This window comes from Tolypothrix campylonemoides VB511288_2, assembly GCF_045999855.1.
GTDB lineage: Bacteria > Cyanobacteriota > Cyanobacteriia > Cyanobacteriales > Nostocaceae > Scytonema > Scytonema bouteillei_A.
On the sequence record NZ_JBFPMW010000002.1, the window covers coordinates 80,417 to 97,141 of the forward strand.

Annotated in this window: 10 protein-coding genes; 6 read left to right on the forward strand and 4 right to left on the reverse strand. The window is 41.9% G+C overall.

Annotation, left to right across the window (positions count from 1 at the left end; genetic code table 11):
- Nucleotides 1-85: 85 nt before the first annotated feature.
- Nucleotides 86-1,054: a glycosyltransferase family 2 protein gene (locus AB0756_RS04845; protein WP_038084208.1), complete on the reverse strand. Its 969-nt coding sequence runs from the start codon at nt 1,052-1,054 to the stop codon at nt 86-88.
- Nucleotides 1,055-1,372: 318 nt separating this feature from the next.
- Between AB0756_RS04845 and AB0756_RS04850 the strand changes: the two genes are divergently transcribed.
- From AB0756_RS04850 to AB0756_RS04875, 6 genes are all read left to right on the forward strand, one after another.
- Nucleotides 1,373-2,254 (forward strand): cation diffusion facilitator family transporter, encoded by an 882-nt coding sequence (locus AB0756_RS04850; protein ID WP_237265856.1) that lies wholly within the window; start codon nt 1,373-1,375, stop codon nt 2,252-2,254.
- Nucleotides 2,255-2,404: 150 nt separating this feature from the next.
- Entirely contained in the window at nt 2,405-2,656 is a 252-nt protein-coding gene (locus tag AB0756_RS04855; RefSeq protein WP_038084129.1) for a hypothetical protein, read from the forward strand.
- Between the two features lie 855 nt (nt 2,657-3,511).
- Complete coding sequence (locus tag AB0756_RS04860) at nt 3,512-4,051, forward strand: helix-turn-helix domain-containing protein (protein WP_038084132.1); 540 nt, start codon at nt 3,512-3,514, stop codon at nt 4,049-4,051.
- 215 nt (nt 4,052-4,266) lie between these two features.
- Entirely contained in the window at nt 4,267-6,000 is a 1,734-nt protein-coding gene (locus AB0756_RS04865) for a ScyA-related TPP-binding enzyme (RefSeq protein ID WP_038084134.1), read from the forward strand.
- A gap of 10 nt (nt 6,001-6,010) precedes the next feature.
- The gene (locus AB0756_RS04870) at nt 6,011-7,138 is read left to right on the forward strand and encodes a 3-oxoacyl-ACP synthase III family protein (protein ID WP_038084136.1); all 1,128 of its coding nucleotides are present in this window, start codon (nt 6,011-6,013) and stop codon (nt 7,136-7,138) included.
- A 95-nt stretch (nt 7,139-7,233) separates the two neighbouring features.
- A complete protein-coding gene (locus AB0756_RS04875; RefSeq protein ID WP_038084140.1) occupies nt 7,234-8,034 on the forward strand; it encodes an SDR family NAD(P)-dependent oxidoreductase in 801 nt (266 codons plus the stop codon).
- Nucleotides 8,035-8,193: 159 nt separating this feature from the next.
- Here AB0756_RS04875 and AB0756_RS04880 read toward each other — a convergent pair whose 3' ends face one another.
- From AB0756_RS04880 to AB0756_RS04890, 3 genes are all read right to left on the reverse strand, one after another.
- Nucleotides 8,194-8,565 (reverse strand): hypothetical protein, encoded by a 372-nt coding sequence (locus tag AB0756_RS04880; RefSeq protein ID WP_050046282.1) that lies wholly within the window; start codon nt 8,563-8,565, stop codon nt 8,194-8,196.
- 475 nt (nt 8,566-9,040) lie between these two features.
- A complete protein-coding gene (locus tag AB0756_RS04885) occupies nt 9,041-12,730 on the reverse strand; it encodes a WD40 domain-containing protein (protein WP_050046284.1) in 3,690 nt (1,229 codons plus the stop codon).
- A gap of 113 nt (nt 12,731-12,843) precedes the next feature.
- Nucleotides 12,844-16,650, reverse strand: coding sequence for a WD40 repeat domain-containing protein (locus AB0756_RS04890; RefSeq protein WP_038084145.1), 3,807 nt, complete (start codon nt 16,648-16,650; stop codon nt 12,844-12,846).
- Nucleotides 16,651-16,725: the final 75 nt, after the last annotated feature.

The following is a 16,725-nucleotide window of genomic DNA, read 5'->3' on the forward strand; positions in this document are numbered from 1 at the left end:
GCACATTTTGGCGAATGGGGAATGGCGAATGGGCAATGGTGAGTAGAGAGAAAATACGAAAGTAAAGTACAAAATTCCCTACTCCCTATTCCCTGCTCCCTAGCCCCTGTCCATATGCTTCATACACGCCTTTAACGTTATACCAGTTTAAAAAAATCCGGGCGATTTCTAATGCTAACTGTGGCTTGCCAAGTTGGATCAACCACTGTAGAAATGGAGCCATTGTCCGTTCGTTAAGAAATCCATTGAGGGAAAGAATTCCCCAGAGCACGCGATGCAGCCAAGTCATTTGAATCATCATTCGTACTTCCCAAGTGGGATGCTTTTGATAAAATAAAACGCCCATACGTCCGCGTTGAATTTCTTTGTCTATTAAGCGGGGAATTTGTTCTAAACTAAAGGGAGGATGCCAGTGAAAACCAACTGCCTCCGGACATTTAATAAGTTTTAAACCTAGTTTCTTTAGGCGAACGCCTAATTCTAAATCTTCCCATCCATAAAGTTGAAAGCTGGTGTCAAAAAGCCCTGCTTCTTCCAGCCAATGTTTTGCGATCGCTACATTTCCTGTAGCAAAGAAAGCAGCAGAAAAATCTGTAATTTTGTAGGGTTCGGATGTGGGATTGTCAAAGTTACAAGTATTGATGACTTCCCCATAAGTGAATATGCAATCGCTCCCCAATTTCTCTTTTCCTTGGGTGAGTGCATCGGCATGGGCTTGCAAAAAATTCTCTTTTACAACGAGATCGCTGTCAATAAAAACGATTGTATCGCCTAAAGCCTTCTCAACACCCAAATTTCGAGCAGCAGCTGGACCTTTATGAGCTTGACGAAATGTTCGCACGTGGGGAAACTCGCTTTTGTATGTGTCCAACCACTCCAGCGTACCGTCTGTCGAGCCATCATCTACCAAAACAACTTCATAACCATCTAAGCGATCGTTTATCAGTTTCTGATTTTCCATAGCTCGCAGGCACTTTTCTAAAATTGGCTTGCGATTGTAAGTCGGAATAACAACGCTAAAAAACACAACCTCACCCACAACGATATTGCCCATCTCTAGCATAGGACAGCCTTAGCTCTAGGACTGTTCCTTGGGATTCGCGATTGTATCATGTTCGACTTATTGCTAGTACCAGGCAAATTTTACACGCTCGCGCAGTTCTTTCGCTCCCAAATGTTCAACCGTATGCGATATGAGTGGCTGGTGGAACCAGTACGGAACTTTCAAAGGGTGGTTTCATTCACTACTAAAGTGGGTGTTGCCATGTTAGAAATATATTGACATATAAGTTCGTAAGTTATGCTCTCAGTTCAGAAGTGTGAATGCGCGTGCAAAGATACAGTAACGACAGACACGCATAAAACTAAACTTTTGTCAATTATTGTCTGTTTGCTTGTTGGATTTTTTGTAACCGAGTGGAGCGTGGGTTTGTGGAGTGGTAGTTTATCTTTACAGGCAGATGCAGAACACATTCTCTCTGATGTAGCAGCTTTAGGAATATCGTTACTTGCGAGTTGGTTGGCACAGAAACCAGGAGGCGATCGCGCTACTTTTGGTCATCGCCGAATTGAAATTTTAGCAGCTTTGGCAAATGGTTTGAGTTTGCTTGTCATTGCTCTTTTTATCTGTTGGGAAGCTATTCATCACCTTCGCAGCCCAGAAGGGATTTCAGGCTTACCCATGTTGGTAGTGGCAACAATCGGTTTAATCGTCAATTTGCTGAACATTACTTTGCTTCATCCTCATTCTCATAATGACTTAAATCTTCGAGGGGCTTTGCTTCACGTCATCGCGGATACAGCTAGTTCCTTAGGTGTGATTCTTGCGGCTGTAGCGATTCATCTTTGGAATTGGTTGTGGGCAGATGCAGTTATCAGCCTATTTGTTGCAGGTTTTACAGGTCTGAGTGCCTTACCACTCCTTCAAGAAAGTCTTTTGATTCTTCTGGAATATGCACCACCATCTACCGACCCCATTGAGGTAGAAGCTTCTTTAAAATCTTTTCCTCAAGTGGTGAATGTTGAACAACTCCGTGTTTGGAGAATTAGCAGGGAACAAGTTATGCTTTGCGCTCACATCACTGTAGATTGTATGACTTTTGAAGAAAGTAATGGCTTACTCGCACAATTGCGATCGCATCTTCAAGAAACTTTTGGCATTCAGGATGTCACTTTGCAGCTGACAAACCGTAAATTTTTAACAGCAACTTCTATTCATCCTTTATTTAAGCAGGATTTAATCTCCATGCTTTAACAGTAACCAGTCGTTGAAATTCGACTCCTGATACTGAAGATACGGGGAGCATTTCAATTTGGAAAAAACACGTTTGCGATTGAAATCGCGGCTATACAGGCTAAGTCCCTCCGGGTATCTCCTGACGGAGACGCTACGCGATGCGAAGCTATGCCTGTAGGGCTATACGCCAGTTACCAGGGCGCGGGAAACCCGCCTGCAGCAATGGTCTCAGCGCCTGTAGGACTAGACTCACCGCCTGTAGGACTTCTTATTAAGTCCACGCAGGTGGACTTTGTTTATGTAGCCCCAGAATGCTATTCTGAGGGCAATTGGCAAATTCGAGATGCTCCCGAAGATACGGTCATACATCAGGCTCTCACCCTTGTCTTCCATCTTCCACAGACAAGTGATATCTGTTGACAGCAACGACCTATTAATTGATGGCGATATTGCATGAAAATCACGATATTAGTACTCTAAAGATGAGTAGTATATTTTCTTAGGACAAACAAACATGGATAAAGAAGTTGTTATATTTCTAATGAGTGCGAGTGCGGTTATTCTCTACCTAGTATTTTCTGCGATGACTGAGATGGGTACGAAGCTACCTTGGAAGAAATAGGTTACGAGCGCGATTAAACACGCTAGGTTTTGTTCCGAGCGTGAAACCACATGGAGAGTTTGGCGATCGACCGATAAGACATCTCTAGGAATTAATTTATATCTTCTAGAATCCCTGTAAAGACTAGCCATGCTTGGTCTTTACATTGTTTTTAGAGACGTCTAATGACAACAATTAAAAATACAAGTACCTATATGGGTAACTTTATAGCTGAACAAAACCTTTTACATCAAGTGCATAGGTTAATTCTGTTGGCAACTATATAAAAAGTAAAGAATGAGAATTAAATCAACTTGATGTAATAGGAGAAACGGGTATGGTATGAAACAAGAGTTCTTCTGAGCCAGAATTCTGAACCTAGAAACGTAGCTCTCCCTCCAGTATTTTCTCTTTTTTCGATAGTAAAATAAATTCTTGCTAGAAGAATACTCAAATGCAGAACTTGCATTGAGTTCGCTACAGCGTTAGCACGGTAATGCCAAAAAACTCGTTTCTTCTTAGAGACGATCTATTTGAAGTATCTATACATAGACTAGACATTACACTTTGCAAAAGAACAATCAGTTTTTTGAATTCATGTTAGTTATCTATTAGTGCTCTTGAAGTCACACATACTTATCAATCAAGAACTTTATTAAAGAGTCAAAAAGAGAATGATTGAAATTTTCATAGTGAATGAATCTCCCGAAACCAAGTTTTTTTTAACGAAATACTTGGAAGCAGCAGGCTTTACAGTAGTTGAAAGGAACAATGATTTTGTTCGCGTTCATCTAGAAGAAAATAAATTGTTAGCTCTTGAAGAGAATCAAAAATTTAATAATATCTCTTCTCTATTCCCGTCTATTCCCCGTCTTTATGAGGTTTTTGAATTCATTGAATTGAATTATCGCAAACCTATTAGCCTAAAAGAAGTTGCTCAAGCCGTTGGTTACTCTTCTGCTTACTTAACTAACTTAGTGCGACGGCTGACAGGAAAAACGGTTAATGATTGGATTATCTTGCGACGGATAACAGAAGCATGCTCCTTGCTTTTGAAAACTGATGAATCCGTCAATCAAATTGCTGTACAAGTCGGTTATCAAAATATCAATCATTTTTACTCTCAGTTCCGCGATTGTCATGGTACTACCCCCCATGCTTGGCGAAAAGTGCAACGCTCCACACTGGATTATCGCAAAAAACTGCAAGCATGAGAATGAATATCTACAAATAGTTCATCATTTTTTATTTTTTGCAAAAAATACTTAATTACCGTATTAATTGGTAGTAGGCTATTCTGAAGATCGAGAAATCAATAAAAGTTAGCAAACAAGGCGAAATTAATGAATGTGACTTTTGAATAACGACTTCGTTTTCTAATTAATGAAAATGCCATCAAACAATCAAGAGTCAAATAAGGAATGAATTTATGAGTGTTGCTTTAACTCCCTCACTTGTTACGAATAGCCAATCAAATTTACAATCGCACGTTGTACCTATTTCAGTTGCATCCGTAATAGTCAAGATGTTAGAAGAAATAGGAGTGAAATATGCATTTGGTGTATCAGGGGGAGCAATTGTCCCTTTGTGGCATGCCTTGCAACATAGTTCTATTCGGGTGCTACATTTTCGTCATGAAGCAGGAGCAGCTTTTGCAGCAACTGAAGCATACTTTGCTAGTGGTTCTCCAATAGTGGTGTTTGCTACAACCGGTCCTGGCATTACCAATGCAATAACAGGTTTATTTGCAGCTCGTTGGGAGGGTGCAAAGGTCATTTTCGTATCGGCTTCCACCTCAACATCTCAGCGCGGACGGTGGGCTTGCCAAGAAACCAGTGCTTATACAATGCCTACCACGGGGATTTTTACCTCAGAATCTCTGTTTCATTATGCGACTACCGTCGAATCTGATGATGAACTTCCAGAGATTTATTGCAGGCTTGCAAAAGGTTTAGCCCAACCTGGTGGCTTTGTTGCACACTTGAGTATCCCCAGAAATATTCAAGTTAGTTCATTGAAGACATCACTGTCACAAGTGGCTCTTTCTCTTGCTCCCCCCAGCACGACGGAGGACGCTATTGCAAAATGTGCGGGGTTGTTGTCGGAAGGATCGTTTGCCATCTGGGTTGGCTTTGGTGCGAGAGAAGCAGCTTCAGAAATTCGCCAGCTGGCTGAGAGGACAGGGGCGGCTGTTATGTGTTCGCCGCGTGGCAAGGGTATTTTTCCAGAAAACCATTCTCAATTTGTGGGGGTTACGGGCTTCGGCGGACATGAGTCGGTTTTGAAGTATATGCAAGAGTCTTGTCCTTTGAGGACGCTAGTACTTGGAACGCGCCTTGGTGAACTGACTTCATTTTGGCATCCTTCTATGGTTCCCGACCGAGGTTTTTTACACGTTGATATTGATCCGGAAGTTCCTGGAACTGCATATCCCTATGTTGAGACATTTGCTATTCAGTCTGATATCAGAGTGTTTGTCAAAGCTTTATTAAAGTATTTCCCAGACAATCAAGATGAGTCAGCCATTGCTTTGTCTCAAGCTGAACCAAAAAGCGTGAATACACCTGCGAAAAATTTGGTGCGTCCTAAAGTACTTATGGATGCAATTCAAGCGACGATCGTTGAGAAGAGTAATGCAATAGTGATGACAGAAGCAGGTAATTCACTGGCTTGGGGAAATCATGTACTGCAATTTACCGAATCAGGTCGTTACCGAGCAAGTACGAGTTTTGGTTCTATGGGTCATTTCGTCACGGGCGTTGTTGGTGCTGCACTAGCAAGCAATAAAAAAGCTGTTGCTATTGTTGGGGATGGTGCCATGCTCATGAATAGTGAGATTAGTACGGCTGTGAGATATGAAATTCCTGCTGTTTGGATTATTCTCAATGATGGATGTTACAACATGTGCCGTCAGGGCGTGGCATTTGAGGGATTGAAGGATATGGATACAGACATTCCGCAAGTAGATTTTGTTAAGGTTGCTTGCGCTATGGGAGCCGATGGTATCCGTGTTCAAAAAGAATCCGAGATTCAACAAGCTTTGGAGAAAGCGATCGCATCTCCTGTTCCTTTCGTAGTTGATGTAGTTATCGATCCAACCGAACCCGTACCAATAAAAGGTCGAATTGACAGTTTGATCTCACAAACCACTACAAATTCTTAAGGAGGTTAATATGAAAGGCTCTTCAGTAGGCATTCGCTCTCTAGCATTAAGTTTTCCAAATACCGTATGTACAAACGATTACTACCGTAAGAAATACCCAGATCTAGTTGCTCAGTCCGAACAAAAAAGCTTGGGAAGGCTCTTTTCTCTTGCTGGTTCTACTCCCGGCAATGCGTTTGACCAGGAGATGATGCCTTACGTATCAGACCCATTTCGTGGTGCTGTAGAACGACGCATACTCAGTTCAGATGAATCGTCATTAACCCTTGAGTGTCGTGCAGCACGAGACGCCCTTCAGGCAGGAAATTTTTTGTTAGAAGACATCGATCTTGCGATCGTCACTTCTTTTGGGACTGAAGAAGTCGTAGCTGGCAATGCTGCTTTCCTCGTCAATGAACTCGGTTTGCGCTGTGCGAGTTGGAATCTTAATTCCATGTGTTCAAGTGCTATAGTTGCACTAGAAACCGCCAGTACATTAGTGCGGTCTGGAGACTATCGCAATATCCTGGTGATTACTTCCTGTGCCTATTCTCGTCTTCTTGATGAAAGAGATACCATCTCGTGGATAGCGGGTGATGGTGCTGGAGCCTTTGTCGTCAGTGCGGTCAAAGCCAATCAAGGAATCCTTGGTAGTAAAATTGTTCATTCTGCAGAGACTTGTAGCGCATTTTACACTGAATTGGCAGAGGATCATCAGGGCAAGTTGCGATTATTTATGAGGTCTGGCAAAGGAGCAAATCGAGTTATTAGCAACACGGCGGCTGATTTTGTTCTCACTTGCACCGAGGGTGCTGCTGCTGCTGCTAATGTGACACTCGATGAAATTGATTTCTTTATTTTTAACACGCCAACTGCCTGGTTTGCAAAATTTGGTGCTCGCGTACTCGATATTGAGCCAAAACGCACTATCGATCTCTACCCCAAATATGGGAACATCGGACCTGTACTTCCCCTTGCGAATCTCTACCATGCTGCCCAAGAGGGTAAGATTCATGAAAATGATTTGGTTCTGGTTTATTCTTTTGGTGCAGCAGCAAATGCCACTGCAACTGTCATGCGGTGGGGTGATGTTGCCTTAGGTCCTGCTCCTGCTCCTTCCTTAAATGAACCTGTGGCAGCATTAGGAATGTCTAACTAAAACTTCCTGCGGTACAACCGTCCTGTATTCGTGGCGGGTTAAAAACCCGCCACACAAAAGCACTAATAATCTTCGATCGATAAGAAGCAGAGAGTATGGACTTGCAACTAAAAGGAAAACGCGCTCTTGTCACTGGTAGTAGCTCTGGAATTGGTGAAGGTATTGCTAAAGCACTAGCAAAAGAAGGGGTGACGGTAGTGGTGCATGGTCGGAATGAAAAAGAAGCGAGTCGCGTTGTTCGAGAGATTGCAGTAGATGGTGGAAAAGCGTTTGTTGCTATTGGTGACTTAGCGACTGATGGAGGAGCAGAGCAAGTAGTACATAAGGTTTTATCAGTTCTTGGTGCTGTAGATATTCTGGTTAACAATGCTGGTACTTATTCAATGCGAGGCTGGATGAACTCCACCCCCAACCAATGGTTGGAGCTTTACAATATCAATGTTGTTTCTATGGTACGCACAACCCTGTTACTGTTGCCGCAAATGCAAGAATTGGGTTGGGGACGTATTATTAACATCGCCAGTAGTGTAGCAACAAAACCAACGTCTGTGGCTGACTATTCAGCAACCAAAGCTGCCAACCTCAACTTAACAGTGAGTTTGGCACAAGAGTTGACTGGAACAGGGATTGCAGTGAATGCCGTTAGCCCTGGTTCAATTGTTACACCTCGTTTGAATGACATTATGCTTCAGATTGGTTTGAACCAAGGATGGGGTACAGACTTAGTGCAGATCCAGCAGCATATGTTGCGAGGGCTGATGAACAATCCCACCAATTCCCTGGGAAAAGTTGAAGACGTAGCTCATATTGTGACTTTTCTTGCCAGTCCTCTTGCTGATTACATCAATGGTGCAAACTTACGTGTAGATGGTGGTTGGGTACCAACAATGAACTAGTACAAAAAGGCAGAAGTACGCAGGCAGAGGAGCCACTGCGGTGGACGGGTTTCACAGGCTACAGCAAGTGGCGTGGCAGAAGGCGTAAAAGCTTTTATCATAAGCTTTTTGCTTGTTATTAATGGTTGCCTTATTTACGCCGTTCTGTACTAGAGTCTTTTAATATGTCAACGCCCCTTGCTCTTTCAGTATCAGTTTTTTACCTTGATAAACTAGCAAAACGCCGTCTGCTGTTACCTGATAAACATAGTTGTTATTGCGGAACTGGTAACCGAGAAACCGTCCTGGTGTAACACCATCTGCACCAGTTGAGTGCATAGTTTTGCCAGTCAGACTAATCGATTGACCGGTTTTTAAATTCTTGCCAAAGTACCTAACATTATTGCAAGTTACATATCCTTCCGGGCAATTTCTGGTGATTTTGACGTTGAAATTTTTAGTCTTTAAGGTTTCAGCATTAGCAACTTGAGTCCAAAGGGTAATAAATGGTAACAGAGCAACCAATACGGCAGATTTTTTGAAGTTCGACATGTATTCTACAAATTAATTTAATAGCTATTTGATAGATACAAATTGATTAATGTAATTTCGGAATCAATACTGCTCGGATCGGAATTTTTGTACGTTGGAAAAACCCAACAAATACCTGTAAAGTAAAGTTGGGTTTCGTTCCTCAAACGCCACGTCACTTAACGGGGGGAACCCAGAGCAGTCACCTCAACGGGGGTAACCCTCCGAAGTTTGCTATTGGGGAGTCAGTGCGGTCTTGGGGAGACAGTGCGTTGCGGAGGTTTCCTCCGTTGGAGCACCTGTCGTCTTTGCCCAAGTGAAGCATCTGACGTGGAAACCCCCAAGCCCTTACGGGTTCGCCAGTCCCCTCGTGCCGTAAACCTGCTTTCAGGGCTGGACTCACCGCAACTTCTCTGGGCACGGCGCTGCTCTGGGCACGTGAGTGGCTCCCCAACCTACGTGTTTTCGCATTTTTAGGCTTAACCAACAAGACTTGTTACATAGATGAAAAATGCTCCAATGCAGACTCTATAGCTCCTAAAGTCTTTAAGGTGGTAACCGTCGCATCTGTTAACCCAGTTGCGCTAGCGATTTTCATCCCTTCGTAAAGTCTTTTATCTCTTAAAATTTTCACACACAGACCTGTTGAGATCTGCCAAATTCTCAATGTCTCATCTTCACTGCTACTAATCAGAGTATACTCGCTCGGGCTGAAGGTGACTGACAAAACTCCCCGATTGTGTCCCCTTAGTGTTTTAAGAAATTGACCTGTTTTAATATCCCATAACTTTACCGTTTGATCCATGCTACCACTGCTTAAGATTCTTCCGTCAGGGCTGAAGGCGATTGACCAAACCCACCCTGTATGTCCGTGCAAAGTTCTCAAGCACTTACCATCAAAAACATTCCACAGCCTTACTGTGTGATCTCCACTACCACTACTTAACATTTGCCCGTCAGGGCTAAAGGCGATTGACCAAACCCACCCTGTATGCTCGTGCAAAGTTCTCAAGCACTTACCATCAAAAACATTCCATAACCTGACTGTATGATCGTGACCGCCACTTGCTAAAGTGAGACCATCTGGACTAAAAGCTACTGACAAAACTCCATGTTTTTCTTCACGTATAGTTTTTAAACACTTACCATCAAAAATATTCCATAACTTTATCGTGCAGTCGTGACTGCCACTAGCCAAAGTGAGACCGTCATAACTGAAAGCCAATGACCAAACCCAATTCGTATGTCCGTACAATGTTCTCAAACATTCACCAGTACTGATATCCCATATCTTGACGGTTTTGTCTTCACTGGCACTTGCTAGCATTTGACCGTTAGGACTGAAAGCCAATGCTCGAACTCCATTACTATGCCCTAACAAGTTTCTAAAGCTTTGACCAGTATTGATGTTCCACAGTTTCACCATTTTTTGACTGGTACTTGCCAGTATTTGACCATCAGGGCTCGAAGCAATTGACCAGATCCTGCTGCTATACCCCTGCATTGTTTTTAAGCACTGACCCGTGCTAACATCCCACAGTCTTAGCGATTGATCGTCACTACCACTTGCTAGAATTTGACCATCGTGGCTGAAGTGTACGGCTCGAATTATATTATTGTGTCCTTGCAAAGTTTTGAGACATTGACCGTTACTGACATTCCACAATTTTACTGTTCGATCCCAACTGCCACTTGCAAGGGTTTGCCCATCTTTACTAAATGCAACTGAAATCACCCAACCGCCATGACCTTGCAACTTCATCTGACATTTCCCAGTGTGAATATCCCATACGTTAACTGTGCCGCCACTCGCACTAGCAAGTATGTGCCCATCTGGGCTAATAGCAACTGACCAAATCCCTTCATTGTTTTCCTGTAAAGTGCTCAAACACTTACCATTCCTTGCATCCCATAACTTCAGTGTTGTATCTACGCTACCACTTACTAATATTTGGTTGTCAGGACTAAAAACAACTGCTCGCACCATATCACTATGTCCTTGCAGCGTTTTTAAGCACCTACCATCCCTGACATCCCATATTTTTACAGTCTTGTCATCACTACCACTCGCTAGTATTATTTGGTTATCTGAATTATTCGGGCTTGGTCGTGAAGCAAAAACGAGTGAGGAAATTCCTTTTTTGTGTCCCTGCAAGGTATTAAAATGCTGTCCGTTTGCAACATTCCAAAGATTGATTGTTTGATCTTCACTCCCACTGGCAAGAATACTACTGTCAGGACTGAAGGCAATTGATGTTACCCAATCCGTATGACCGGTTAAGATATTTAACTGTCTCCAATCACTGACTTGGTATACGCGAATTTCGCCATTCATATCCCCTACTGCTAGCAATTTCCGATCGGGGCTAAATACTAACGACAAAATACCACTGAAGCTTTCAGCAAATACCGTTCTCTCTAAATTAGCATGCACAAAATTCACATTGTGCAAATTTACATTTCGCAGATCGGCTTGCCGAACAGTAAGATATGAAAAATCGTAGTAACTCAGATCTGTTTTTAAATAACAAAGTAGATTTAAGATATTTCCCGCTATATAATTTTGTTCTTGCGGTAAGGTCTCTCGCAGTTTTAAGAAAATTTTTCTAATTTGATTTCTCAGGCTTTCTTGACTTCTAAAAACAGTTAGCAAACCATCGATCGCTGGTTTAAGAATTAGGCGAGTTTGAATCTCTTTAATATAATCTTTAGCTGTGGCTTTTATTAAAGCATGACTTGTCAATAAATTAGTATTTTGAGTACTAATTTCTTGCCAAATTTGTTGTACTAAATTATCAGTTATATACTCCATTACAACAGGCTGTAATGTAAAAAGCGATGCTCTCTTTTCAACTAGCGATCGCCTGACCAGAGATTCTAGAGCTTCGAGTAATTTTCTGGGTAGTATCAGTGCTATAATATCATCTTGTAACTCTGATATTGTCACTGGTTCGCGATCGATTGCCAACCAATATATTATATTTTTTTCTAAATTTGATAACCGGGAAAATTGTTGATCTAAAAGTTCTCGAATGCTACCGTAAACTGATGTATCTTCTTCTAAAAATTTAGAAATATTACCATTAAAAATATCTAAAATGGTTGTAGCGACTATTTTCAAGGCTAAAGCATTACCAGCATAGCGATCGACCACTGCTAGTATTTCCGATTCGGAACCCCATAACCCTTTAATTTCAAAGATTTTTTGCCCATCTACCACCTCTAAACCCTTCAGTTGTAGTGAGCGAACCGGTAGCGATTTGCCTTCAAGAAACGCCACTTCTTTCGGTTTTTCCCGTGACGTCACCACAACACAACTCGCGTGAACTAATTCACCCATTCTTCTCATCAGTTGACCGTATTCCTCATAGCCTTCTCGATAGCTTCCCGCGATCGCACCACTTTGTAGGATGGTCTCAGCATTATCAAGAACAATCAGACAACGATGTTTGCGTAAAAAATCCATGAGTTTAGAAATTCTACCATCCAGACTGTTTGGCAAATCAACTTCTAAAACTTGGGATTGAGAAAAAAATTGAATTAAGTTTGCTAAAAGCTCAAAAAGTGATGGAGCGTTATGGAGCGAGCGCCAAACAACATACTCAAAACGATCTTGAACTTGTTGTGCTAGCTTTGCAGCCAGAGAGGTTTTCCCAATACCTCCCATTCCCAACAGCCCTACCAATCGACAACCTTCTTTTGTCAACCATTGCTCTAGTATATTGAGTTCCTCTGTGCGTCCATAAAACACAGAAACATCAATTGCTTCTCCCCAATCTACATTCCCCTTGAATTCCTCCTTGGAAACAGGGGGGTTTGATGTTGGAGCAAGTGCATTGCTGAAAGAATTAGAATGAAAATCTTTAGCATAATTTTGGATGGAATTATCTGAAGTTTCCTCCACTCTGTCTGGCTGAAAAGATTTGCTCCACTGGCGTTTAAGAACAGAGCGCATATTACTTTTGCTAACCTTCTTACCCAGTACTTCAGTAAGTAACTGCCAAAGTTTAGGACCAATATCTCGTTTTACCCGTACTAGTGAGGAGTTAGCAATTCCAGCAATTTGCTCGTAGGTCAAATTCTCCCAAGAACCTTTAAGGATGGTAATCTCTACTGCACTCAACCGCCTTCCCACTTTTATGAAGACAGCTTCATCAGTAAATTCCAACAATTCCTTAAAGTCCATAGATTAGTGCATAGTTTTACGCAAACTCTATTATATAAGAGACTTTATCGGAACTTCATTGAAAGTTGACTCTATCGTGAAATAGCAGCGTTCGTTTTGCAGTTCGCAACACTCTACCTTTCCTCAACTGCTCCTAAAGCAAGCAAATTTGATTTTTGTGCTTCTGTTAAACCGGTAACTTTGTAAATATTTGTAGATTCATAAAGACGTTCAATTCTCATAGTCTTTATGCACTGTTTTGTCTCTACATCCCAAATTTTTAGCTGAGCATTTCCATCTCCACTTACTAAAAGCTGACCCTCAGGGCTGAAAGCAACAGATATAACCCAGACATCATGGTCAGTTAAAGTTGCCATGCAATCACCTGTCACTACGTCCCAGAGTTTGATAGTACCGTCGCTACTACCAGTAGCAAGGATATTGCTCTCGGGGTTGAAAGCTATAGTCCATACCCAATTATCATGAGCATGTAATAGATGAAGACATTGACTTGTGGTTATATCCCACAATCTCACAGTTCCATCAGCGCTACCAGTGGCAAGGATCTTTCCATTAGGGCTAATGGCAACCCACCAAACCCAACTGCTCTGTCCTTGAAAGATTTGATTGCACTGGTATGTTTCTAAATCCCAAACTCTTATAGCGTTGTCAAAACCACCTGCAGCCAGTTTTTTGCCATCAGGGCTAAAAGAAAGCGATAATGTCACGGCTGCAGGTAGAGTTTGCACGGGTTGACCTGTTGCTATATCCCACAGTTTAATAGTACGGTCATAGCCGCTACTTGCTAGGAGATGACCGTCAGGACTAAAGATAGCGCTTGTGACTGTACCTGTATGCCCTTGCAAAACTTTCAGGCACTGCCCTGTCGAGACATCCCACAATCGAATGGTTCGGTCAGCGCTACCACTTGCTATGGTACGTCCATCAGGGCTAAAGACTACGGAAAATAAAAAATCAGTGTGTCCTGTAAAACGGCGGTATTCACCCTCTAAATTCCACAATCTTATAATGCGATCGTAACCGCCACTAACAATGGTTTTTTCTTGTTTTGTCTGCCCTTTAGAACCTACAGGAGCAAAAGCCACATCAGCTATCCAATTGTGCATTCCCTGGAATATTCTGATACATTCTCCAGTAGTAATATCCCATAGCCTTACAGAAAAGTCGTCACCACCACTAGCAAGCAAAGTTTCTTGGTGGTTAATTGCGATCGCATAAACGGAGTTGTTATGTCCTTGCAAAGTTTTGAGGCATCGTTTGGTAGCAACATCCCACACTCGAATTGTTGTGTCTATACTAGAGCTGGCAAGAGTATTTCCGTTATCCAAAAAAATTACTTTAGGAACTCCATTATTGTGCCCTTCTAAAGTTCCAATACATAAACCCCGATCCACATCCCAAAGTCTAATAATTGGATCTAAAGCTCCGCTTGCAAGCATCCCTGCAGAACTAAATGTTACAGAACGAATACATTCAGTATGTCCTGATAGACTTTTAATACACACCCCTTTAGTGAATTCCCATAATTTGATGGTTTTATCATCACTACCGCTAGCAAGAATGCTGTTATCCGGACTAAAAGCTAGAGAAAAGATTGCGCTTTCATGTCCTCGTAAAATTTGAGTACACTCTCCCGTATTGAGATTCCAAACTCGAATATCAGAGTCTGTACCTCCGCTAACGAGTCTGCTACCACAAGGAGAAAAAACAATGACAAAAGCTCCCCCTGCATGACCTTGCAGAGTTCTCAAACATTGCCCGGTCATAACATCCCACAATTTAATGTTATCGTTTTGCGAACAACTAGCAAGTATGCTGCCATCCGGGCTAAAAGCAACACACCAAGCAGAACCAGTATGCCCTTGAAAGCGAACGATCTGCTGACCTGTAACCGCATCCCACAAACAAATTTGACCTTCTGTATGAGATGTCGCAAGGGTTTTGCCATCTGGGCTAAACACCGTAAAGACAGTGCTAGAGAAAGTTTTGGCAAAGACAGACTTAGATAAATCGCTACCAGTAAAGTTAACTTGTTTTAAAGAAGTTTCCTGGAGATATGCCTGCCAAATTGTGAGGTGAGATAAATTATAACCAGTCAAATCACTTTGTATATGACACAGCAAGTTAAGAATATTACCAGCTGCATACCCCGGTTCTAGTGAAGACAAGGGGGACAAGGGGGACAAGGGAGAATTGGCTACTTTGTCTTCTTGTCTACCTTTTCCTAACCTCTGCAGTTCATACAAAACTTGAGAAAGCAGATTTTCAATTGCTGACTTGGTGCGTAGGTTTAACAGCAATTGCTCAACAATAGGCTGAAGAATCAACTTAGCTTGAGCAATCCTGATATTATCTTTAGCAGTCGCTTTCATCAATGCATGACTTTGGAACAAGAAACTAGACACTGAAGAAGAAGCAGAGAAAAATTCTCCCTTGTCTCCCTTATCCCCTCTATCCCCTTGTCCCCACTCCAGAAGTTCACTACATACGCGTTGAACCAAATTTCTTGTAACATATTCCATCACCACAGGTTGAAGAGTAAATTGTACGGAAGTTTGTAGATCTGATTTTTTTTCAATTAAATTTCGCCTGCTAAGAGAATCTAATGCTTCCAAAAGTTTCATGGAAGATATGGGTAAGACTAAATCTTCACGCAACTCTGCTATTGTCACTGGTTCCCTATTGATGGTTAACCAGTACAGTAAATCTTTCTCTAGTGGAGAAAGACGATAAAATTGCTGCTCCAATAAATCATAGATACTACCAAAAACTGTAGTGCCTTGAGTTTGAAACTCTTGAATATTACCGTCAAACAATTCCTGAATGGTAGTAGCGATAATTTTCAGCGCCAAAGGATTACCTGAATAATGCTGTATTAAGTTTTTCCAATCTGCATCCGAGCCGCAGAAAAAACTTTTGGTTCTCACTAACTCTAGCGCTGCATTAGTACTTAATCCTGTTAAATGTAAAGACCGAACGGGTAAAATTTCACCTTCTAAAATTGTAATTTCTTGAGGTTTTTCACGACTGGTCAGAACAACACAGCTTTGATGGGATATTTCTCCTACTTGTTTGAAAAGTTCTTTGTAGTCCTCATAGCCCGATTGGTAACGTCCGGAGTGCTCTTGACTTGCTAATATAGATTCTACATTATCTAATACAATCAAGCAGCGATGCGATCGCAAATGTTGCATAAGTTGTGCAATGCATAATTGTGTAATATCTTGCGAAATATTGCTACTATTTGGAGATAAGTTTATTGCTTTACCGTTGGCAAAAAACTTTAGCAAACTCGTTAATAAATCTAAAAGAGACGGGCTATTACGAAGACTGCGCCAAGCGACAAACTCAAATTGTGTTTGAATTTGAGTTGCTAGTTTTACCGATAGGGAAGATTTGCCAATTCCTCCCATTCCCAGTAGAACAATGAGGCGACAACGGTCATTCAAGATCCAATGTTCTAACTGAGTCAATTCCTTAGTGCGCCCAAAAAATATCGAGATATCAACAACTTCTCCCCAATCACAGTGGGGAAGTTGGGACTCTTTTTGGGAATCGGGGGCGATGGGGAAGAGGGAATGGGAAATCGGGGGATTTTCTTCTTCACTCCCAACGCCTGATGAGACCAAACATGACTCGTTTCTAACACTCCCAACTCTTAAATAGTCACTTGTGGTCAACACCAAGCCAAAAGCTCTAAAAAAATACTCAAGAGTTTGCTTATCAACTCCTTCTTCCCGTGCTATCACCTTAGAAACTGTAAAAGGAGCTAACTGAGTACGATAGCTTAATTCCTCCAGGGTGAACCTTGCGCCGTCATTTTCCTGGATTTCCGCCTGATACCTAGCTTCTTGTAGCTTCTTCAATCCTGCAAGGCTGAGGACAACACCCCGCTTGCGTTTTTGCTTGTGCTTTTCCATGGGGAGGAGGCTCGATCGGTCTTTTATTTTAATAGTTTTAAAACCGTATCTTAAATTTCTTCAAGTTTTATACAA